At 56.3% G+C, this 20,676-nt stretch carries 19 protein-coding genes; 9 read left to right on the forward strand and 10 right to left on the reverse strand.

What is annotated here, in order from left to right:
• Positions 1-14: 14 nt before the first annotated feature.
• The 3 genes from P1U71_RS05835 (at position 15) to P1U71_RS05845 (ending at position 3,026) form a co-directional block, all read left to right on the forward strand.
• A complete protein-coding gene (locus P1U71_RS05835; protein ID WP_301104623.1) occupies positions 15-2,060 on the forward strand; it encodes a hypothetical protein in 2,046 nt (681 codons plus the stop codon).
• 4 nt (positions 2,061-2,064) lie between these two features.
• The gene (locus P1U71_RS05840; protein ID WP_301104624.1) at positions 2,065-2,571 is read left to right on the forward strand and encodes a hypothetical protein; all 507 of its coding nucleotides are present in this window, start codon (positions 2,065-2,067) and stop codon (positions 2,569-2,571) included.
• A 95-nt stretch (positions 2,572-2,666) separates the two neighbouring features.
• Complete coding sequence (locus tag P1U71_RS05845) at positions 2,667-3,026, forward strand: antibiotic biosynthesis monooxygenase (protein WP_301104625.1); 360 nt, start codon at positions 2,667-2,669, stop codon at positions 3,024-3,026.
• A gap of 34 nt (positions 3,027-3,060) precedes the next feature.
• Here the strand turns inward: P1U71_RS05845 and P1U71_RS05850 are convergent, their stop codons facing one another.
• The 3 genes from P1U71_RS05850 to P1U71_RS05860 form a co-directional block, all read right to left on the reverse strand.
• Complete coding sequence (locus P1U71_RS05850; protein ID WP_301104626.1) at positions 3,061-3,561, reverse strand: DUF6622 family protein; 501 nt, start codon at positions 3,559-3,561, stop codon at positions 3,061-3,063.
• A 150-nt stretch (positions 3,562-3,711) separates the two neighbouring features.
• Positions 3,712-4,590: an RNA polymerase sigma factor RpoH gene (gene rpoH, locus P1U71_RS05855; protein ID WP_301104627.1), complete on the reverse strand. Its 879-nt coding sequence runs from the start codon at positions 4,588-4,590 to the stop codon at positions 3,712-3,714.
• 116 nt (positions 4,591-4,706) lie between these two features.
• Positions 4,707-5,678 carry an RluA family pseudouridine synthase gene (locus P1U71_RS05860; RefSeq protein ID WP_301104628.1) on the reverse strand — a complete coding sequence of 324 codons (972 nt, stop codon included), beginning with the start codon at positions 5,676-5,678 and terminating at the stop codon, positions 4,707-4,709.
• A gap of 4 nt (positions 5,679-5,682) precedes the next feature.
• Here P1U71_RS05860 and P1U71_RS05865 point away from each other — a divergent pair, with 4 nt between their 5' ends.
• From P1U71_RS05865 to P1U71_RS05875, 3 genes are all read left to right on the forward strand, one after another.
• Positions 5,683-6,108, forward strand: coding sequence for a hypothetical protein (locus P1U71_RS05865; RefSeq protein WP_301104629.1), 426 nt, complete (start codon positions 5,683-5,685; stop codon positions 6,106-6,108).
• Positions 6,109-6,162: 54 nt separating this feature from the next.
• Positions 6,163-7,206 carry a low specificity L-threonine aldolase gene (locus P1U71_RS05870; RefSeq protein ID WP_301104630.1) on the forward strand — a complete coding sequence of 348 codons (1,044 nt, stop codon included), beginning with the start codon at positions 6,163-6,165 and terminating at the stop codon, positions 7,204-7,206.
• Positions 7,207-7,312: 106 nt separating this feature from the next.
• The gene (locus tag P1U71_RS05875) at positions 7,313-8,500 is read left to right on the forward strand and encodes a mechanosensitive ion channel family protein (RefSeq protein WP_301104631.1); all 1,188 of its coding nucleotides are present in this window, start codon (positions 7,313-7,315) and stop codon (positions 8,498-8,500) included.
• On the opposite strand, the gene P1U71_RS05880 is transcribed toward P1U71_RS05875, so the two are convergent.
• On the reverse strand, positions 8,501-8,740 hold the full coding sequence (locus tag P1U71_RS05880; protein ID WP_301104632.1) for a sulfurtransferase TusA family protein: 240 nt from the start codon (positions 8,738-8,740) through the stop codon (positions 8,501-8,503).
• Positions 8,741-8,952: 212 nt separating this feature from the next.
• Between P1U71_RS05880 and P1U71_RS05885 the strand changes: the two genes are divergently transcribed.
• The gene (locus tag P1U71_RS05885) at positions 8,953-10,242 is read left to right on the forward strand and encodes a hypothetical protein (RefSeq protein ID WP_301104633.1); all 1,290 of its coding nucleotides are present in this window, start codon (positions 8,953-8,955) and stop codon (positions 10,240-10,242) included.
• Between the two features lie 4 nt (positions 10,243-10,246).
• On the opposite strand, the gene rlmD is transcribed toward P1U71_RS05885, so the two are convergent.
• The 6 genes from rlmD to P1U71_RS05915 are packed head-to-tail and all read right to left on the reverse strand — an operon-like array spanning position 10,247 to position 16,328.
• The gene (rlmD, locus tag P1U71_RS05890; protein WP_301104634.1) at positions 10,247-11,506 is read right to left on the reverse strand and encodes a 23S rRNA (uracil(1939)-C(5))-methyltransferase RlmD; all 1,260 of its coding nucleotides are present in this window, start codon (positions 11,504-11,506) and stop codon (positions 10,247-10,249) included.
• Positions 11,496-12,242, reverse strand: coding sequence for a TlyA family RNA methyltransferase (locus P1U71_RS05895; RefSeq protein ID WP_301104635.1), 747 nt, complete (start codon positions 12,240-12,242; stop codon positions 11,496-11,498). The genes rlmD and P1U71_RS05895 overlap by 11 nt, the downstream gene beginning before the upstream one ends.
• Before the next feature lie 9 nt (positions 12,243-12,251).
• Positions 12,252-14,177 (reverse strand): 1-deoxy-D-xylulose-5-phosphate synthase, encoded by a 1,926-nt coding sequence (gene dxs, locus P1U71_RS05900; protein WP_367281136.1) that lies wholly within the window; start codon positions 14,175-14,177, stop codon positions 12,252-12,254.
• 15 nt (positions 14,178-14,192) lie between these two features.
• On the reverse strand, positions 14,193-15,083 hold the full coding sequence (locus tag P1U71_RS05905; RefSeq protein ID WP_301104637.1) for a polyprenyl synthetase family protein: 891 nt from the start codon (positions 15,081-15,083) through the stop codon (positions 14,193-14,195).
• 29 nt (positions 15,084-15,112) lie between these two features.
• Complete coding sequence (locus tag P1U71_RS05910) at positions 15,113-15,370, reverse strand: exodeoxyribonuclease VII small subunit (protein WP_301104638.1); 258 nt, start codon at positions 15,368-15,370, stop codon at positions 15,113-15,115.
• A 31-nt stretch (positions 15,371-15,401) separates the two neighbouring features.
• Entirely contained in the window at positions 15,402-16,328 is a 927-nt protein-coding gene (locus P1U71_RS05915; protein WP_301104639.1) for a histone deacetylase family protein, read from the reverse strand.
• Positions 16,329-16,450: 122 nt separating this feature from the next.
• Here P1U71_RS05915 and P1U71_RS05920 point away from each other — a divergent pair, with 122 nt between their 5' ends.
• A complete protein-coding gene (locus P1U71_RS05920; protein WP_301104640.1) occupies positions 16,451-17,548 on the forward strand; it encodes an efflux RND transporter periplasmic adaptor subunit in 1,098 nt (365 codons plus the stop codon).
• On the forward strand, positions 17,548-20,658 hold the full coding sequence (locus P1U71_RS05925) for an efflux RND transporter permease subunit (protein ID WP_301104641.1): 3,111 nt from the start codon (positions 17,548-17,550) through the stop codon (positions 20,656-20,658). The genes P1U71_RS05920 and P1U71_RS05925 overlap by 1 nt, the downstream gene beginning before the upstream one ends.
• Positions 20,659-20,676: the final 18 nt, after the last annotated feature.

The following is a 20,676-nucleotide window of genomic DNA, read 5'->3' on the forward strand; positions in this document are numbered from 1 at the left end:
AAAGCCGCGCATAAATGACAGTTGCCGAAAAAATAGATAAGCCGACGGAATCGTCGACAGCCAGTGCTGGCCCTGTTCTTGCGGGGCGGTTCAGGATCGATCTGTCCCGGCGTCTGGGCGACCTGGAAAGCGGCGCCAATATGGTTGTTCAGGCGACCGATGTTCAGGATTCGTCTGCCAAATATTTTGCCGTTGTTTCAAACCCTTACAGCAGTTTTCGCCGAGCCATGGCGCAAGCGATGACCGAGAGCCATATCCCCGGTATGGTTGATCTTTTAGCGCATGGAAAGGTGCAGTTTTCTGAAACGGATATCTGCTATGTCTCCGTCTTCGATATGCTGCGGGGCGGCGGTCTGTATCGTGAAGGGGACGCCCCGCTCGAAGAAAATACAGTGCTTGATCTGGTCTTGCCGACAGTGATGGCTTGCCTTCAGAATTTGCATAAAAGCGGCCTGACCCATCGTGGTATCCGCGCGGGCAATCTTTTTTTCGCTGATGACAGTCGAATTGAACTCCTGCTGGGGGAGGCTGTAACCGCCGCGCCGGGATCAGCGCAGCCGGACGTCTATGAACCGCTTCAAAGCGCAATGGCGCATCCCATGGGACGAGGCAATGGGACACCGGCGGATGATATCTATGCGGTCGGTGTTCTGATGCTGCATCTGTTGGGGGGCAGGCTTCCCGCGGCGGATTTGAGTGCAGACGAGATTTACATGAAGAAGCTGGAACTGGGCAGTTTCGCGGCCCTTACCGAAGGCATGATCTTGTCGACGCGGGTGAGCGATGTACTCGCTGGGGTTTTGCAGGACGATCCGAAGCGCCGCTGGGATGCGGAAACCTTGCTTCACTGGCGGGAGGCGATCGGTGAGACACCCCGGCGCGGTCGCGGTGATCGTCATGCGTTTGGCAAGATTTTGTTCCAGTCGGAAGAATACAGCTCTCCCAGGCTTCTCGCCCATGCCATGACGCGCAAACCGAAGGCCGCACTGGAGCTTATCGAGAATGGTAAGTTGGTGAAATGGGTCAAGGGGGCGCTTCGTGATGAGGACGCGGCGACCAGGATTGAGCAAATTCAGGCCTCTGCTGCGTCATCGCGCAGCGATAAGCGTTTCGATACTGCCGCCGTGACACAGGCCGTCCGTCTGTTGGATCCGGATGGTGTCTTCTGGTATCGCGACGTTGCCTTTTGCCGGGGAGCCCTCGGCCCCTTGTTGCTGTGGGCGTTTCAGAATGACGATACTGAAATGAAGAAAGCCCTGACGGACTTGCTGGAGAGCAGCCTGTTGCAGACAGTGTCGATAGAGGAGGCGCGCGCCAGCAAGGATAGGCACGTGGAATGGGTGCCCGAGAGCGCTTTGATAAGCTGCTATAATTATATGAAGCAGAAGCGGGATGTCGGGTACGGGTTGGAACGATGTCTTTATGAGTTGAACCCGAAAAGCCCCTGCCTTAGTCCGCTTGTCTTGGGATCACATGTGAGGAATGTATCCGAATTTATTGAAATTGCTGAGAAAAAATTGATATCTTCCAACGGGCAAGGGAATCCGTTTGACAGACATGCTGCCGCCTTTATCACCTCCAAAGCGAAGGGGCTTGATAAATATCTTCGAATGTTCGCCGCGAACGCGCCGGGCACCTCGGTCCATGCGCTGGTTCAGATTAAGCTCTTTGCGAAGTTACAGGCCGTCGCCCATCCGGGTCCGCTGCCGGGCTTTTGCCGCTGGATGGAGGAAACGCAGAAGCCGATCCTCTTAAAGATCCGCTCCCGCTTGCGCCGGGAAGTGGTCAACCAGAAGTTCCAGGAGGCGAAGAAGAGCGGTAACTTGGCGGCCATCCTGAGCGAAACGGATATCGAGCGGCAACTGATCGAAGATACCCGCGAGTATGAAAATGCGCTTGCAACGGCAGGTGAGGCCGAGCGGGTCGCGGCCTATCTGGAAGGGGCGAGCGAACAACGCAAGCAGGAAGCGGCGCTTTATGGGAGCTGGATCACGTCGGTTCTGGCGATTACGTCCCTTGTGACCAGTATGGTCGTTTCCGCCCTTTATTTCCTGGGATGAATTAATGGCAAAGAACGCAGATAAAGCGAATAAATCGGCAAAGGCGGCGGGAGGCAATGTCGGACAGAATATTGCCTTGTTCTGGGTGCTTATCCTGTCGGGCCTTGGGATTGTGTTTATTCCCCCGACAATGCTGGTTCTGATCGCCGGCATGATCCCGAGTTTTGTGGCGCTGCTTCTCAATACGGACCGGTCCGGCAGTCTTGCGGCAATGCTGGCCTTCAATCTGGCCGGCGTTATCCCCGTGATCGGAATATTGTGGGAGCGAGGCCAGACATTTCATGAAGCCTTCAAGATTCTCTCTGATGTTTATATGTGGCTTGCCATGCTGGGCGGTGCCGGTGTTGCCCTGTTCTTGGCCTGGGCCGTCCCGGTGATCGTCTTTTCAACCTATGAGCTGCAGGCTCGCGCAAGTCTTGCGAAGCTGAATAAACAGCGGACCAAGCTGGTCGAGGAATGGGGCGGGCAGTTTGTCTCCGATATGAAGGAAGTTTCACGCCGTCAGCGGTAGGCGCGTTCATCATACTTTCGGCTAAGGGCTGGAAATCATGCGCCGCATTGGGCATAGTGCCGTCCTCACAATAATTCAAATAAGGAAGAACAAGAATGACAGGGCATGTCTACTGGATACTTGAGGTCGATATCAAAGACGGGGAATACGAAAAATTTGAAGCATTGGTGGCGGAAATAGTCGCTGCGACAGAGGCAAATGAGCCGGGTGCGCTCAATTACGAATATTCCGTGAGTGAGGATAAGAAAAGCTGCCATATCCTCGAACGATACGAAGATTCGGCTGCGACGATGGTTCATATGGGTAATTTCGGCAAGAATTTCGCCCGGCGTTTCATGGAAGTTCTCAAACCGAAATCCGTTACTCTTTATGGCGATCCTTCCGAGGAGGTTGTAAAAGCCCTTGCGCCAATGGGCGTCGTTAAAATGACATCGGTCGGCGGCTTCTCCCGCTAGGCCAGGGGATATCTGCGGAAGCGCCTGTTTGCGTCTATGCTGTCGTTGTTAAACGCTTACCCAGAGTGATGACCCGCAGGGTACGACCGGTGAAGCTACCGGAACAGGCGCCGATCACAGCGCTAAAGATAACAGTATAAGTTGTTGCTTCAATAAAGTGCGGCGCGATAGCGCCAAGCACACCGTTTATAAAATTGGAAAAGAAGATCAGCATCAGGATCACAATTGTTATGCGATCCCCTTGAAGCGTCATGTTCCAACCGGACTTTTCCAGGATCAATCCGTCTTGCCATCGAAAGGCGACGGCGGCGCCAAGCAGATAGCTGAAAGCAAAGACCAGCCAGCCTGTCGAAACCTGAGCAAGTCCACTGTTCGCATTTGCTGCAGCCAGGCCTAATAGCGGATAGAAAAAATAAGGTATAATGGAGCTATTGCGTGTTCTCATGGCCTTCAGGCCGATAAACAGTAGAAAGAAGAATAGGGGCCAGACCCAAACCGGCGCATTCTGCCATATTCCAAAAGCAATCTCTCTCATGAAAGGCACCTATTTTTCTGGTGTTGTTCAAAGCTCGAAACTGCCGATGGATCGAAGAACGCGTCGCATCTGAGACGCGTACTCTTCACCACATTTAGTAAAGAGACTGCCGGTGAGGGCAGCCCCCTTTTTATTTGCGAGGAGGGCGGTTTAGTTCAGCCGCTCTTCCATGACTTTTGACTTCATCGCCCGTTGCAGCTTCTCAAACGCCCGGACTTCAATCTGACGCACGCGTTCGCGGCTGATATCATACTCCTGGCTCAGCTCCTCAAGGGTGAGGGGGTCGTCGCGCAGGCGGCGTTCGGTCAGGATATGGCGTTCCCGTTCGTTGAGAACCTCCATCGCGTTTTGGAGCATCGCGCGGCGGCTTTTAAGCTCTTCGCTCTCGGCATAGACGGTTTCCTGGTTTGGCGTCTCATCTTCGAGCCAGTCCATCCATTCGCCTTCGCTCTCGGCGCGCATCGGGGCATTGAGGCTGTGATCCGGCGCTGTCAGGCGGCGGTTCATGCTGATCACTTCATCCTCGGTAACACCCAGCTTCGTGGAGATGGTTTTCACCTGCTCCGATGTCATGTCGCCTTCGTCAATGGCCTCGATCTGGCCCTTGATCTTGCGAAGATTGAAGAACAGCTTTTTCTGGGCGGCGGTCGTCCCCATCTTCACGAGGGACCAGGTCCGCAGGATATATTCCTGAATGGCCGCGCGGATCCACCACATGGCATAGGTGGAGAGGCGGAAGCCTTTGTCGGGCTCGAACCTTTTCACTGCCTGCATCATGCCGACATTGCCTTCCGAGATCAGTTCGGCAATCGGCAGGCCGTAACCGCGATAGCCCATGGCGATCTTCGCGACCAGGCGGAGATGGCTCGTCACCATTTTATGGGCGGCTTCGGTGTCTTCATGGTCTTTCCACGCTTTAGCCAGCATATATTCTTCGCTTGGTTCCAGCATCGGGAATTTGCGAATTTCCTGCAAATACCGGGACAGACCGCCTTCCGGCGTTAATACGGGTAAAGTAGATGTTGTCATATCAGGACCCTCTCTCTTCGTGGCACCCGGTTTTTGTCGCATTATACGCCCAAAAAACGGGCCCGGATTACATTCCTGTCTACTCAAGAACCGTGGCATTTCTATGATACTGGGCGTTATCCCCTGAATGCCTTGGTCAGTTCCCTTAAGTCAGATGGGAAATCTACCTCGAATTTCAAGCGTTTGTCTGTGACGGGATGCACAAAACCGAGGGTTTCGGCATGAAGCGCCTGACGGTTGAAGGAAAGGATGGTTTTTTGCCGTTCTTCGGGCAGGGCGCTGACACGGCTGCGCTTTGCGCGGCTGTAGAGGGGATCGCCGACCAGCGGATGCCCGATATGGCCCATATGCACCCGGATCTGATGGGTGCGCCCGGTTTCCAGCTCGCAGGAGACTAGCCCGGCCATATCAGAGAAATTCTCCTCAAGTTGATAGCGGGTGAGGGCGCTTTTGCCGCCCTTGGTCACCATCGCCATACGTTTGCGGTTATGGGGATCGCGCCCGATATTTCCTTCAATCTCGCCGTTTGGCGGATATACCCGGCCCCAGACAATGGCTTTGTAGCGCCGCTCGATATCATGGGTCGCAAAGAGATTGGCGAGACCCTGATGCGCCGCATCGTTTTTCGCGACCACCATCAGGCCGCTGGTATCCTTGTCGATACGGTGCACGATGCCGGGGCGCTTTACACCGCCAATTCCGGACAGACTATCGCGGCAATGATGAAGCAGCGCGTTTACCAAGGTTCCCGACCAGTTCCCCGCCGCCGGATGCACCACCATGCCGGCGGGCTTGTTGATAACAATCAGATGCTCATCCTCGAAAATAATATCGAGGGGGATATCCTCAGGCTCCGGCTCGCTTTCCGCCGCTTCGGGTACGGTCACCTCATAGATATCGCCCGCGCGGACCTTGTGGGACGGGTTGAGCACCGCCGCATCGTTCAAGAGGACCAGCCCCTCCTTGATCAGCGGCTTGATCCGGCTTCGCGATAGCGCGTCAAGCGCTTCCGCGAGCAGCCGGTCGAGCCGGGTGCCGTCATCGTCGGCTGAAACTTCAACTTGAAGTGAACCCTCATTGGATGGCATACAAATGAACCAGAACCGTTTGTTAAAAGAGGGCGACCCTATGTCGGAAAAGGCACCTGAAAAATCCGGACCCAATCTCACCTTGCTGAAATGGATTGTCGGTATCCTTGGTGTGCTGATCGTCCTGTTCGCCACTGTCATAGCGGTTACCATATATAAGCGCATGACGGCAATGGAAACAAAGTCCTCGCCGGAGATGCAAGACGCGATGTTGCCCAAGGTTACCGGAGGGCGAGTAACGCTTGAGAAGTTTGGCGATATCCGCCTTCCCATTCCCGATGACATGGATGTGATCAGCCTGACGCCCTCAAGCGAGCGGCTGTTCGTCACTGTCGGCACGGAGGGTGCGGCGCGGCTAATCCTGGTCATCAGCCTCGATGACGGCAGCGTTCTTGGCAGCTTCAATCTCGATAAAGATGGTATTCAGTAAAGGGACGTTCCCCCGTTGCACCAATTTGGGCAGTAGTGGAACGTGTAAAGTCAGATGGTGAAGAACGGAACAGTCGTTAATTTTGCAAGTGATAACTCGGCGCCTGTCGCGCCGAAAATTATAGCCGCGCTGCAAAAGGCCAACGCAGGGCCCATGCCGAGCTATGGCAATGACCCGCTCACCCGCGGGGTTGAAGAAAAGCTTAAACAAATTTTCGAATGCGACCTCCGTGCGTTTCCCGTTGCCACGGGAACGGCCGCCAATGTCCTCGGCCTCAGCGTGATGACGCCGCCTTACGGGTCCATTTACTGCCACCAGCTTGCCCATATAGAGCATGACGAGTGCGGTGCGCCGGAGTTTTATACCCATGGCGCGAAGCTCGTAAAGTTTGACGGCGCAGGGGGGAAGCTGCGGGCGGCTGAGTTGGATGCGGCGCTCAAAAACTCCGGTGCAGGCAATGTCCATCATGTGCAGCCCGCCGTTATCTGTCTCACCCAGGCCACCGAAAGCGGCACTGTCTACCGGCCCGAGGAAGTAGCCGAGATCGGATTAGTCGCGCAGAAATATGATCTCGGGTTGCATATGGACGGTGCCCGCTTTGCCAATGCGTTGTCTTATCTTGGCTGCGCGCCGGCCGATGTCACCTGGCGCGCCGGGGTCGATGTTCTGTCCTTCGGGGCGACGAAAAATGGCGCGATGGGCACCGAAGCGGTGGTTTTCTTCAATCTGGAGAAAGCGCGCGAGTTTGAATTCCGGCGCAAGCGCGGCGCGCATCTGTTTTCGAAAATGCGCTATCTCTCGGCCCAGCTCGATGCTTATCTGACCGATGATCTCTGGCTCGATCTCGCGGGTCATGCCAACCGGATGGCGCGGGAGGCCGCCAAGGGGATTTCCGCGATCCCGGGAGCGGAGGTTCTGTACCCGGTAGAGGCCAACATGATTTTCGCGCGGTTGCCGGAGGTTTCCCTTGAATGCCTTGCTGTTTCCGACATTCTCTACTATCGGAATGGAGAGGAGTCCGCGGGCGAGGTGCGGCTTGTAACTTCCTGGAATACGAGTGAGCAGGATGTTAGTCATTTGCTTAAGGTTATCGCTTGAATTAGGCCATTAAGGTAATTTCCCTCCGGCAACATTTGATTTCGCGGGCGCCACCCGTTATGCAGGGCGGCAACGCATTAAAACGGACGAATAGGACAGGCATAAAGTGCAGAATTTCTGGGATTTTTGGGAAATCGTCAAAGAAGTCTGGCACGAGGGGTACGCGGGCATTGATTTCAGCTCGCTGATCATTGCTCTCGGGATTATTCTGGTCGCTCTGCTGGTGCGCGGTATTTTCACCAAGTTCGTCATCAATCGCCTGATCCAGTTCGCCGAAAGATCCGATAGCAAGATCGATGATCACCTGATTACCGCACTGAAGGGGCCGATTCGCTTTATCCCGGTGGTGATCGGCATTTATCTGGCGCTGGAAATTCCCGGGTTTGATGAAGATCCGGATTTTTCTCTTGCGGCGGGCAAGATTATCCGTTCCCTCATTGTCTTTAATCTCTTCTGGGCCCTTTATTGCGCCATCAGTCCGCTGACCTTCCTGCTCGGCAAGCTGGAGGAGTTGTTCTCGGCGGAGATGGTTGAGTTTCTCGTCAAGATTATGAAGGGGCTGGTTTTTGGTCTTGGTGCGGCGACGGTGCTGCAGCTCTGGGGGATACAGGTCGGGCCGATTATTGCGGGTTTCGGCATCGTCGGTGTCGCCGTCGCCCTCGGTGCGCAGGATCTGTTCAAAAACCTGATCAGCGGATTTCTCATCCTTGCCGAGAAGCGCTTCAAGGCCGGGGATTGGGTGCTGGTCGATAGTGTGGTCGAGGGGACAGTTGAGAAAATCGGCTTTCGCTCCACCGTGATCCGCCGCTTTGACAAGGCGATCACCATTGTTCCGAATGCTGTGTTTGCGGACAAGGCGGTCACCAACTTCTCGGAAATGACGCATCGGCGCATTTATTGGAAAATCGGCCTGGAATATTCGACGACCGTGGCGCAGCTTCAGGAGGTTACGGAAAATATCCAGAATTACCTCGTTGGAAACAAGGACTTCGCCCAACCGGGAGAGGCGTTGATGTTCGTCGTGACCGACAGCTTCAACGCCAGCAGTATCGATATCATGATCTATTGCTTCACCAAGACGACGAAATGGGGCGAATGGCTCGATATCAAGCAGGATTTCGCCTATGCCATCAAGGGCATTGTCGAGCAGGCGGGCACCGGCTTTGCCTTCCCGTCCATGTCGGTCTATCGCGGTATCGGCGCGGCGGAACCGGACCCCTTCGTCCCGCCGTCCGGCCACAAGGACGGGCATGCGCTTACCAACGGCGATACGGGATATGGAAACGCGAGCTAACTAAGTGGTCGCCTGCTTGACGATGATATATTCGAACAGGCCGTCGGTTTCGCGCATATTTTCAAGCAGATAACCGCTGACATCGCAGAAATGCCGGAAATCGATGGTTGAGGCCGGGTCGGTCGCATGCACTTTCAGCCGCTCCCCCTCCTTCAGTGCCTTCATCGCCTTTTTCGCCTTCAGGACGGGCAGCGGGCAGTTGAGGCCCGTGGTATCGAGAAAATGCGGAGTTTCTACCATTATTCGCTCGTTTCTGCGGTATTCAGCCCTGATATTCGCTGCAAAATAGCGTTCCTTCGGGCAGGGTGCAACCGATGATTTACTGTGCCGGTATAGCATGTTCCTGACCATCGAATTAACCTTTTCTACACTCTATTCTGACAAAATTCATCGTTAGGGTTCGCCCTATGGGAGCTATGAATTTACTGGATGCAGTTAAAGAAAAGGTGAGGATGCGGAACCAAATCGGGCATCGCTCGGGTATCAATCCCGACTACTTTAACCAGGGCAGAAAGACGGAAGATAAAAAACCGGATTCCGCCGCCGGAGAGGTGAAGCATTATGAAATCGGGGAAGCCACCAGTTTTTTGCGACCTTTCGGCAAGACCTACCATGAGGCCCTTGAAAACCTGATTACCGGCAGTATCCAGATTATCGGCCTCGATGAGGTGAAGGCGCAATATGCCGAGCAATGGGGCAGCATCAAGAAAAATGTGATGGAGATTGCGGACGCCTTTATCAGCCGCAAGCTGGACCGTCATGACGTGTTTGTCCCGCTTGATGACGGGCATTTCGCCCTGCTGTTTGCGGATGCCACGCGTGAGGAGGCGCTGGAGCGCTCCAAAACCATCGCACATGATCTGGTCAACAAACTGTTCGGCGAACTCCCGGGCGGGGAGTTGATCTCTGTCGAAGCGGCGATGCTAAAAATCGAGGATTTTGATGGGCTCGATAAAATCAAATCCCTCGACGGGTTGGTTAAATGTTTCCGCGCGGCCATCGTCAAGGCAAAGGGGCGGGAGGAGCGCGTTTTTCAGGAACATGAAACCGAGCTTAATGTGCGCTTCCGTCCGCTGATCAACCGGCGCAAGGGCTTTATCGGCATGTATGAAGCGGTCAGCATGACGAATGCCGATGACGAGCAGGCGGACGTGGCGGCGAATGATCCGCTGTTTAACGAATCGCCGCGGCTGCGTGCGGAAATGGATTGCGTGATTTTGCGCGAGACGGGAACGATCTTCAAGAAGCTCGGCGGGGCCGGGAACAAGCCGGTCATCTTCCTTCCCGTTCATTTTGAAACATTGGCCAACAGCTATTTTCGGAGCAAATATGCCCGTATTCTCGCATCCTTGCCGGATTATACGGAATGGCATCTGGTCCTGAATGTGCAGGATATCGCGGCAGGTGTGCCGAACAGTCGTTATCGCCAGATTTTCACCTCGCTGCGCCAGCTTGTGCTCGGATTCACGTTCGAGGTCGGGCCGAGCTGGAATGAATTCGACGCCATTCGCGACCTTCCCATCCTCGCGATGACGCTTGCGGGGCATGAGAGCCTGGAGCTGTCGCAAATCGAGGCTTTCTTCAAACGGGCCAAACAGAACAAGAAAAAATGTATCTGGCGATCGGTCGATAACGATACGCTGGCCCGTGCGGCCTTCAAGATGCAGGTTGATTATGTGAGCGGGCCGATCTTCGGCGCGCTGCAGACCGTACCGGCGAAACCCTTCTCCCTGCCGAAATAATCTGTCAGTTTCGTTTCAGGGTCGCCGCCATCTCGATATGCGGTGAGAAGAGAAATTGATCCACGGGCAGCACCTTATCGAGGCTGTATCCTCCATCCATCAGCGCCTTGACATCCCGTGCAAAAGTGACCGGATTGCAAGAGATCGCCACGACGGTCGGGATATCAGATTTCGCAATCTCCTCGGCCTGCGCTTTCGCCCCAGCCCGCGGCGGATCGAAAACAAGGCCGTCAAAAGCGTTGAGTTCGTCCGTTAGCAGTGGGCGGTGAAACAGATCGCGTGTCTCGGATGTGATGGGCAGAATGGCGCGGTTTGCGGCGGCCTGCAGGGATGCCGTCAGTTCCGCATCCCCTTCCACCGCATGCACCCGGGCACTGGCCGCGAGCGGGAAGGTGAAGCTGCCGACCCCGGCGAAAAGATCGGTGATATTCCGTGCCTCACTCAGGGCATCGCGGGCAAAATCGGCGAGCGCCGTCTCACCTGCCTTGCTTGCTTGCAGGAAACTGCCGGGCGGAAGAGTAACGGGCACATCATTCAGCCTGATTTCTGCAGGCAGGCGCGCGGCGATAACCTCCGGGATTTCTTTTGCACTTTGCTGCCAGGCGATCCGGGCGAGCTTCTGTTCCCCGGTAAAGGCGGCGAGCGCCTCACGGGTTTCCAGATCCAGCTCCTTCTTCGCCGTGATCAGCAAGTCAGGGCCGTTCTCCGTTATCGTCGCCATGATCTTTGCTTCACTATTGCGCGGCAAGAGGGGTGGCAACAGGGCACGGAGCGGCTTTACGAGGGCGAGCAGCGTCTCATCAATCACCGGGCAGTCGCCGATATCGAAAATCTGGTGGCTACGGCGCAGGTGAAAGCCGATCATCACGCCCTTCTTGCGTTTTGAGGCGATAAACTCGACCCGCCGCCGGCTTGCCAGGGGGCTCGTAACTGTTTCCAAAACCTCTGCGCTCTCTATGCCCGCCATGGACAGGCAGTCAACGATGCGCTGGCGTTTCCAGTTCGCCGTGAAGTCCGGGGCGAGATGCTGCAGGCCGCAACCACCGCAGGTGCCGAAATGGCGGCAAGCGGGCTTGATGCGCTCCGTTCCGGGAGTGAAGATTTCCTCAATCGCGGCAACATTTCCGTTGCCCCGCTCTTCCAGCACAGAGACGCGCAGCCAGTCTCCCGGGGCGGAAAAAGGGACGTAAAAGCGTTTGCCGTCCTGTTCCGCGATACCGTCGCCGCTTGCGCCGATATGGTCAATCACAAGCTCAACCGTCATAACGGCCTCCGATCAGGAATTCCCTATTGCCATCACTTCCCAAAATCGGGCTGTCGATATAACCAAGGGAGGACCAGCCGGGAAGGGCGTTGATCCAGTCTTCCAACACAATAGGTACGGTGGCGGCGAGAGCCTCGTCCCGGACAATGCCGCCCTTGCCGACATTGCCTTTGCCGACCTCGAACTGTGGCTTCACGAGGGCCAAGAGATGCGCACCGGGAGCGGCGAGGGAGAGCGCGGCGGGCAACGCTTTTTGAAGCGAGATAAAACTGACATCCGCAACGATAAGATCAAGCGGCTCGGGGATCAGCGTCTCGTCGAGATCGCGGGAATTGGTCTTTTCAAGATTGATAATGCGCGCGTCTTCGGCAACCAACGGATCGAGCTGCCCATGGCCGACATCCACCGCATAAATCCGCGCCGCGCCGCGTTCCAGCAATACCTGGCAAAATCCACCGGTTGAGGCACCGATATCGGCGGCGGTTTTCCCTTGGACCTCTATGGCAAAATGATCAAGCGCAGGGAGGAGTTTTTTCGCCCCCCGTCCGACCCAGTCGATATCCGGTACCGTCACGCTGAGTATCATTCCATCGGTGACTTTTCGCGTTGCCTTTGTCGTAGTGACGCCATCGACGGAAACCCGCCCTTCCGCAATCAGGCTTTGCGCTTTCGCGCGGCTCTTCACCAGATCGCGGGCGACAAGCGCGAGATCAAGCCTTTGCGGGAGCTCTGTCATTTTGTCTGCCTAGATGGCGGAGATATTCCGCTGTTTCGCCTTGCCGGTGCCGAGGGCGGAGAGGGCCGCTTCGACAATCTGTCCGTGATTGACCCCGGCCTCGTCATACATATCCTCGATCTTCTGCTGGTCGATGAAGATATCTTTCATGCAGAGCGGCCGGATCTTGAGCCCATTATCGAGAAGGCCGTTCAGGCTAAGGAACTGCATCACATGGCTACCGAAACCGCCGATCGCGCCTTCCTCGACGGTAATCAGAACTTCATGGTGGTTGGCGAGGTCGCGGATCATCTCTTCATCGAGCGGCTTGCAGAAGCGCGCATCGGCGACGGTCGTGGAAATGCCCTTGGCCTCCAGCTCTTCCGCTGCGATCAGCGCCTCTTTCAGCCGAGTCCCGAAGGAGAGAATGGCGACTTTATCGCCTTGTTTGATCATCCGGCCCTTGCCAATTTCCAGCACCTCGCCCCGTTCCGGCATATCAACGCCGATGCCTTCTCCGCGCGGATAGCGAAAGGCGCAAGGCCCCTCGTTATATGCGGCGGCGGTCGCGACCATATGTTTCAGCTCCGCCTCATCCGCCGGGGCCATAACCATCATATTGGGCAGCGTGGCGAGATAGGTAATATCGAAGGAACCGGCATGAGTTGCCCCATCCGCCCCGACAAGCCCGGCCCGGTCCATGGCGAAACGCACAGGCAGGTTCTGGATCGCCACGTCATGCACCACCTGGTCATAGGCGCGCTGCAGGAAGGTGGAATAGATCGCAACAAACGGCTTCAATCCTTCTGTTGCCATACCGGCGGCAAAGGTGACGGCATGCTGTTCGGCAATGCCGACATCGAAGCAGCGGTTCGCGAATTCCTTGGCAAACTGATCAAGGCCGGTGCCATCGGGCATGGCGGCGGTCACGGCGACAATCTTGTCATCGTGGCGAGCTTCCTCAATCAGGCTCTGGGCAAAGACCTTGGTGTAGGAGGGCGCGTTCGGTTTTGATTTCGCCTGCGCGCCGGTAATCACGTCGAATTTGGAAACGCCATGGTATTTATCGGCCGCTTCCTCGGCGGGCGGGTAGCCCTTGCCCTTCTGCGTGACGCAATGGATCAGGATCGGCCCGTATTTCGATTCCCGCGCATTTTTCAGGACGGGGATCAGATGTTCAAGGTTATGGCCGTCGATCGGCCCGACATAGTAAAAGCCAAGCTCCTCAAACAATGTGCCGCCGGTGACCATGCCGCGTGCGAATTCCTCGGCGCGCCGGGCTGTCCGCTCCAGTGGATCAGGGAGGAGGGAGGCGACCTGTTTCGCCAGTTCCCGCAGGCTGCGATAGGGCTTGCCCGAAAGAAGTCGGGAGAGATAAGCGCTCATCGCGCCGACGGGCGGGGCGATGGACATGTCATTGTCGTTGAGGATAACGATCTGCCGTGCATCCATGGCGCCGGCGTTATTCATCGCCTCATAGGCCATGCCCGCGCTCAACGCGCCGTCGCCGATCACGGAGATGACATTGTTATGCCGTCCCTGCAGATCGCGCCCGACCGCCATGCCAAGCCCTGCGGAGATGGAAGTGGAGGAATGCGCCGCGCCGAAGGGGTCATATTCGCTTTCGGCCCGCTTGGTAAAGCCGGAAAGACCGTCCGGCTGACGCAGGGTACGAATACGATCGCGCCGTCCGGTCAGGATCTTATGCGGATAGCATTGATGGCCGACGTCCCAGATCAGACGGTCGGCCGGGGTGTTAAAGACATGATGAAGCGCCACGGTGAGTTCGACAACGCCAAGGCCCGCGCCCAGATGCCCGCCGGTCACGGAGACAGCGCTGATTGTCTCCTGACGCAGCTCATCGGCGAGCTGTACTAGCTCTGGCAGCGTCAGGTTGCGCATGGCTTGCGGATAATCGATGGTGTCCAGTAATGGGGTAGCCGGTCTCGTCGTCAAAATATTCACCCGTCTTCAGTTGCGGCGCTCAATCGCGAAGCGCGCCGCATGTCTTAACAGATCAGCCTTCGGTCCGAAAGGTCCCAGATGATCGATTGCCTGGTCAACCAGCATGCCGGCATGGATTTTAGCCTCTTCCAGCCCCATGAGCGAAACAAAGGTGACTTTACCTGCCGCTTCGTCCTTGCCGGTTGCCTTGCCCATATCTTCCGGGCTGCCCTCAGTATCCAATATGTCATCCGCAATCTGAAAGGCCAGCCCTAAATCATGTGCATAGGCTTTGAGCGCCTGCAGCTGTGGCGGAGATGCATGCCCGAGGATGGCGCCCGCCTCGCAGGCGAAGGTAATGAGCGCGCCGGTCTTGAGCTGCTGCAGCCGGGTGATGGTGACAATATCGATATTATCGCCATCGGCGTAGATGTCCATTGTCTGCCCGCCGACCATGCCGCGCATTCCGATGGCGCGCGCCAGTTTTGAGACCAGCTTGACGCGCACCTCTGCCGAGGAATGGGTTTGGGCATCGCCGATAACCTCAAAAGCGAGCGATTGCAGCGCGTCCCCGGCGAGCACGGCTGTCGCCTCGTCAAACTTCTTATGCACCGTCGGCTTTCCCCGGCGCAAATCATCGTCGTCCATGCAGGGTAGGTCATCATGGATGAGGGAGTAGCTGTGAATTATTTCAAGTGCCGAGGCAACGCGCGTCGAATGCAGGCGCGGCACACCAAAGAGATCCGCCGCCTGAATAACCAGAAAGGCGCGCAAGCGCTTTCCGCCGGAGAGAACCGAATAGCGCATCGCTTCATAGAGCTGCTTTTCAAGGCCGTTGTTTTCAGGCAGGAACTCACGAAGCTCCCGGTCCATCAGCTCGGCAGTCTGACGGAGGGCCTTGCCGAAATCATCTTCCATTTTAATGTCTCAATCCGCCACGCCTAAGCCTATTCAACATTTGCCGGCTCGACCGACAGATTGCCGTTCTTGCCGACGATCTTGTCGACCCGCTCCTGCGCGTTCCGGAGCTTGGCCTCGCAATGCTGTTTCAACAGGGAACCGCGGGTATAGATATCGATGGACTGATCGAGATCGACCTGGCCGGAATCAAGCTTTTCGACAATCTGTTCCAGCTCATTCAGAGCTTCCTCGAAGCTCATTTTTTCGATATCGGCGGGGATTTCCTGGCTATTCGGGTCAGACATGATTTCTCCTTTGCCGTCTTATACTCTTCTCTTAAGCACGGAGCAATGCTTTCACATGGGCATCCACCCCATCGGCCAGCCCCTCCAGATCATAACCGCCTTCGAGGGCAGAAACAACACGACCTGCCGCATGCCTGTCCGCGAGAGCCACCAGCTTTTTGGTGATCCAGCCATAATCGGCACCGGTCAGATTGAGGTTGGCGAGCGGGTCTTTTTCATGGGCATCGAAGCCCGCGGAAATTATCAGCAGTTCGGGGCGGAAAGCCTCCAGTGCGGGGAGGATAATATTATCATAGGCCTCCCGAAAGGCGCGGGAGCCTGATCCGGCGGCAAGGGGAACATTCACAATATTGCCAACCCCGGTTTCGCTGGCATCGCCCGTGCCGGGATAAAAGGGCGCCTGATGGCTGGAGGCATAGAGCAGTCCTGCGTCTTTTTCGAAAATCGCCTGAGTGCCATTGCCATGGTGCACATCGAAATCGACGACGGCAACGCGCTCAAGCCCGTATTTTTTCCGCGCATGGTAAGCGCCGATGGCGACATTATTATAAAGACAGAAGCCCATGGCCCGGTCCGCCTCCGCATGGTGGCCCGGCGGACGGATGGCGCAAAAAGCATTGCTCTTCTTATTTTTCATGACGGCATCGATGGCGGCGATAACGGCGCCGGCGGCACGCATCGCGGCCATTTGCGAGCCGGGCGACATCTTTGTATCGGGGTCGAGATTAATAATGCCAGCGACCGGCGCCCGCGCCACCAGCCCATCCAGATGAGCCTCCGTATGGGCCAAAGCAAGCTGCTCGCGTGACGCAAGGGGGGCGTCCACACGTTCCAGGGCCGGGAAGTTTTCAAGATCTAGCTGATGCAGGACAGCCCTCAACCGATCAGCTCGTTCCGGATGCCCGACACCGGTGTCATGAAACAGACAATCACGATGGGTAAAAAGATAGGTTGTCATATGCAGTCGATTCAACGCCTCGAAAAATGATCAATTTTATGTATGTGCAGATTTTTTTGTTGCTTTTCAAGCAATTCAGTCTCAATTCTGTTATGATACGTGCAGAGTGAAATGTAATACAAATGAACAAAACAGCACAATTGGCCATCATAGTGGTCATTGCCGCATTGGGCTATGGGGCGTGGCATTATCAGGACCAGCTTCCCTTCATCGGCGGCGGTAACGGCGAAGCACAGGCGACCAAGGGTCCCGCGCGACCGCCTCAGAACGTCATTGTTTCTGCGGTTGTGAGCAGGGCGTTGCCCCGCACCATCACGGCTATCGGCACGGCCAGAGCCAATGAATCGGTGGTGATTACGTCGAAAGTTACCGGCAAAATCAATACACTGGACTTTAATGAGGGACAAAAAGTGAAGGTCGGCAAGCTGCTGGTTCAGCTTGACGATACGGAACTGCGCGCCAACTTGACCGAATCGGAGGCTGCGCGCGACAATTCGCAGAAGCTTTATGACCGGGCGTTGAAGCTCTATGCCACGCGAAATGTCGCCAAGGCGCAGGTCGACCTGCTTCTCTCCGAGTTGCAGGCGACGGAGGCGGCGGTCTCGGCCGGAAAAGCGCGGCTCAGCGATTACCGGATCGCGGCACCCTTCTCCGGGGTTCTCGGATTTCGGGAGGTGAGCGTTGGCTCGCTCGTGCAGCCGGGGGATGTTATTACCACGCTCGACGATACGGACACGATCAAGGTGGATTTCGATCTGCCGGAGACATATATCGCCGATGTCGGCCCGGGACTGAATTTCTCTGCGAAGAATGTCGCTTATCGCGACCGATTATTCAAAGGAGAGGTTGATACCATTTCCACCCGGGTGAATGAATTTACCCGTGCCGTCCGGGTGCGTGGATCGGTCCCGAATGAAGACGGGCTTCTGAAACCGGGCATGTTCCTCTCGGTCGAGCTGCAGATCAGTGTCGATGAAAATGCCCTGCTGATCTCTGAAGAGGCGGTTGTGCTCACGATTTCCGGGCCTATCGTCTATGCGGTCTCGGATGGCAAGGCGGTGCGCACACCGGTTAAAATCGGGCGTCGTATCAGGGGGTTTGCGGAAGTTATTGAGGGATTGGATGAAGGTGATCAGGTGATCACTGAAGGCCTTCAGAAAGTCAAGGATGGTGCGCCGGTCAACCCGAGCGCATCGGTTTCAACCTCTGAGGCATCATAATGCGGCTGCCTGACCTCGCCATCAAGCGTCCGGTTCTGGCCATCGTTTTCTCGGCAGTACTGGTCCTTTTCGGCCTGTTTTCCTATCAATCCTTAAGCGTTCGGGAATATCCGGATATCGACAGCCCGAATGTCTCGATCCAGACCTCCTATCGCGGCGCGTCGGCGGAAATTATCGAAAGCCAGATAACCCAGGTGATCGAGGATGCAGTCGCCGGGATCAGCGGGGTGGAGCGGATTTCCTCCACCAGCCGGGAAGAATATTCCACGGTCGGTGTGGAATTCTCGCTGAACCGGGATATTGAATCCGCGACAAACGATGTGCGCGACCGCATTTCCCGCATCGTCAACCAGCTTCCCGAAGAGGCGGACCCGCCGCGTATTTCAAAATCCGAGAGTGACGCCCGGCCCATCCTCTGGCTGTCGCTGACCAGTGATAGATTTAACCAGCTTGAACTTACCGACTATGCAGAACGAAACCTTGTCGACCCCTTATCGACGGTTGACGGGGTGGCAAATGTGCGCATCGGCGGCGCCCGCCGCTATGCCATGCGCATCTGGCTTGATACGCCGGCGATGGCCGCGCGGGGCATAACGGTCGCTGATATTGAATACGCCATTCGCGAACAGAATGTGCAAATTCCCTCCGGCCGGATTGAATCGAACATGCGGGAATTCAGCATCAAGACCCAGTCGGATCTCAGAACAGCCGAGGAATTTCGCCGGATCATCCTTTATGACTATGCCGACGGCCGGGTGCGCCTCGGCGATGTGGCCGAAGTGGAGATCGCGCCGGAAAACGACCGGACGAACCTCCGGGTCAACGGGCAGACGGCCATCGGTCTTGGCGTGGTTCGCCAATCGGGCGCCAATGTGCTGGAGGTTGCCAATGGTGTGAAGAAAATTGTCGAACGGCTGCAGAACAATCTTCCCACCGGCTTGAACATCCAAGTGTCCTATGACCAGTCGGTCTTCATCAGCCAATCGATCAAGGAGGTGTTCTTCGCCCTCGGCGTTGCCATGGTTCTGGTCATTCTGGTTATCTTTTTCTTCCTGCGCTCCATCGCGGCCACCTTTATTCCGGCCGTTGCCATACCGGTCTCGATCATTGCCACGCTGACCATTCTCGGCGCGCTCGATTATTCCGTGAATGTGCTCACGCTGCTTGCGCTGGTGCTGGCCATCGGCCTTGTTGTCGATGACGCGATTGTCGTGCTGGAAAATATCCATCGCCGGATCGAGGCGGGGGAACCACCTCTCCTCGCGGCGAGCCGGGGCGCGAAGCAGGTCGGCTTCGCCGTTGTTGCGACGACCATCGTCCTGATCGCTGTCTTTATCCCGATTTCCTTCCTTGACGGCACAACGGGCCGGTTGTTCCGGGAGTTTGGCGTTGCCGTTGCCGCCGCTGTCATGTTTTCGTCCTTCGTTGCGTTGACATTGACACCGATGCTCTGCTCCAAGCTGCTGGTTGAGACGAATAAGGAAGGCTGGTTCTATAAATCGACGGAGCGTCTTTTCACCGGCCTTGCCGCTCTCTATGGCGGCGCATTGAAATGGACGTTGAAAATTCCGTTGGTGGTCGTGGCGATTGCCATCGGCTTTTCGGCGCTGGCCTATAACTTCTACGAGATCATCCCGAAGGAATTCGCTCCGACCGAAGATCGCGGCGTCTTTTATATGCCGGTGAAAGGCCCTGAAGGGGCCACCATGGAATATACCCGCAATAATGTCGACAGGATCGAAGAGGTTCTGAAACCCCTCGAAGAAAGCGGGGAGGCGCGACGCCTTTTTGCCTTCCTCGGCACCTTCCGCCAGCCGGGACCAGTCAATGAGGCCTTCATGCTGGTCGGTCTTGTCCCTTGGGAGCAGCGGGAACGGTCACAGCAGGAAATTGTCAATGAAGTGTTCCCCAAGCTGCTCGCCATCCCTGGCGTAAAGGTCTATGCGATTAATCCCGCCAGTCTCGGTCAGCGCGGCTTTTCCGCCCCGGTCCGGATTATCATCGGGGGTCCCTCCTATGACATCATCAATGAATGGGTCGATAGGGTTATAGAACGCGCACAGGAAAATCCGCAGCTTCTCAATATCACCAAGGATTTTGAGGAAACCCAGCCGCAGATCCATCTGGATATCGATCGTGCGCGCGCGTCTAACCTCGGGGTGACGATCGAAACCATTGGCCGAACCCTTGAAACACTGATGGGTGCGCGCAATGTCACTACCTATGACCAGGGCGGCAAGCAGTATGAAGTGATCGTGCAGGCCCGCAAGGAAGATCGTGGCAGTCGCGATGATTTGTCGAATGTCTATGTTCGCTCCGAGGTGGCGGATCAGCTGATCCCGCTTTCTGGCTTTGTCACGCTAAGGGAAGAGGCAGGGCCGGGTGAGCTCAAGCGCACTGACCGCCTGCGCACGATTGAGATTTCCGCTTCTCTCGGGCCGGACTACACGCTGGAAAAGGCGCTCAACTATCTGGAGACCATTGTCCGGGAGGAAGCCGGGGAGGAAGCGACGATCTCCTATGATGGTCTCAGCCGTTCGTATAAGGACTCCAATCAGGCGCTGGTCTTCACATTCGTGACGGCGCTTCTGGTGGTGTTTCTCGCCCTTGCCGCGCAGTTCGAAAGTTTCATCCATCCGATGATCATCATGACGACGGTGCCGCTCGCCATTACGGGCGCGCTTGGTTCCATCTTGCTCGCGGGGCTGACGCTCAATATTTATAGCCAGATCGGGATGATCATGCTGATTGGGCTGACAGCGAAGAACGCGATTTTGATCGTGGAATTTGCAAACCAGCTCCGGGACGAGGGCGCGGATATCCTCACCGCGATACAGGAGTCGGCGATCATCCGGCTGCGCCCGATCCTGATGACGACGATTTCAACGGCCCTCGGGGCGGTTCCGCTCGCAATCGCAACCGGCGCGGGCGCGGAAAGCCGGGAGGCCATCGGCATTGTCATCATCGGTGGTTTGATATTCTCGACCGTTCTATCGCTCTTTGTCGTGCCGGTGGTCTATATTTTGTTGGCCCGGTTCAGCCGCCCCTCCGGTTATCTTGCGGCGCGCCTTAACGAGCTGGAAGCCGCACATTCGGACATCCATAAGTAAGACAGAAATCGGGCGGAA

Source organism: Sneathiella sp., assembly GCF_029233945.1.
In the GTDB taxonomy this organism is placed as follows: Bacteria; Pseudomonadota; Alphaproteobacteria; order Sneathiellales; family Sneathiellaceae; genus Sneathiella.

Bases quoted from the DNA above. Each gene is read 5' to 3' on its own strand.
- P1U71_RS05835 (WP_301104623.1), top strand. From the start codon at position 15: ATGACAGTTGCCGAAAAAATAGATAAGCCGACGGAATCGTCGACAGCC.
- P1U71_RS05840 (WP_301104624.1), top strand. From the start codon at position 2,065: ATGGCAAAGAACGCAGATAAAGCGAATAAATCGGCAAAGGCGGCGGGA.
- P1U71_RS05845 (WP_301104625.1), top strand. From the start codon at position 2,667: ATGACAGGGCATGTCTACTGGATACTTGAGGTCGATATCAAAGACGGG.
- P1U71_RS05850 (WP_301104626.1), bottom strand. From the start codon at position 3,561: ATGAGAGAGATTGCTTTTGGAATATGGCAGAATGCGCCGGTTTGGGTC.
- rpoH (WP_301104627.1), bottom strand. From the start codon at position 4,590: ATGACAACATCTACTTTACCCGTATTAACGCCGGAAGGCGGTCTGTCC.
- P1U71_RS05860 (WP_301104628.1), bottom strand. From the start codon at position 5,678: ATGCCATCCAATGAGGGTTCACTTCAAGTTGAAGTTTCAGCCGACGAT.
- P1U71_RS05865 (WP_301104629.1), top strand. From the start codon at position 5,683: ATGAACCAGAACCGTTTGTTAAAAGAGGGCGACCCTATGTCGGAAAAG.
- P1U71_RS05870 (WP_301104630.1), top strand. From the start codon at position 6,163: ATGGTGAAGAACGGAACAGTCGTTAATTTTGCAAGTGATAACTCGGCG.
- P1U71_RS05880 (WP_301104632.1), bottom strand. From the start codon at position 8,740: ATGGTAGAAACTCCGCATTTTCTCGATACCACGGGCCTCAACTGCCCG.
- P1U71_RS05885 (WP_301104633.1), top strand. From the start codon at position 8,953: ATGCGGAACCAAATCGGGCATCGCTCGGGTATCAATCCCGACTACTTT.
- rlmD (WP_301104634.1), bottom strand. From the start codon at position 11,506: ATGACGGTTGAGCTTGTGATTGACCATATCGGCGCAAGCGGCGACGGT.
- P1U71_RS05895 (WP_301104635.1), bottom strand. From the start codon at position 12,242: ATGACAGAGCTCCCGCAAAGGCTTGATCTCGCGCTTGTCGCCCGCGAT.
- P1U71_RS05905 (WP_301104637.1), bottom strand. From the start codon at position 15,083: ATGGAAGATGATTTCGGCAAGGCCCTCCGTCAGACTGCCGAGCTGATG.
- P1U71_RS05910 (WP_301104638.1), bottom strand. From the start codon at position 15,370: ATGTCTGACCCGAATAGCCAGGAAATCCCCGCCGATATCGAAAAAATG.
- P1U71_RS05915 (WP_301104639.1), bottom strand. From the start codon at position 16,328: ATGACAACCTATCTTTTTACCCATCGTGATTGTCTGTTTCATGACACC.
- P1U71_RS05920 (WP_301104640.1), top strand. From the start codon at position 16,451: ATGAACAAAACAGCACAATTGGCCATCATAGTGGTCATTGCCGCATTG.
- P1U71_RS05925 (WP_301104641.1), top strand. From the start codon at position 17,548: ATGCGGCTGCCTGACCTCGCCATCAAGCGTCCGGTTCTGGCCATCGTT.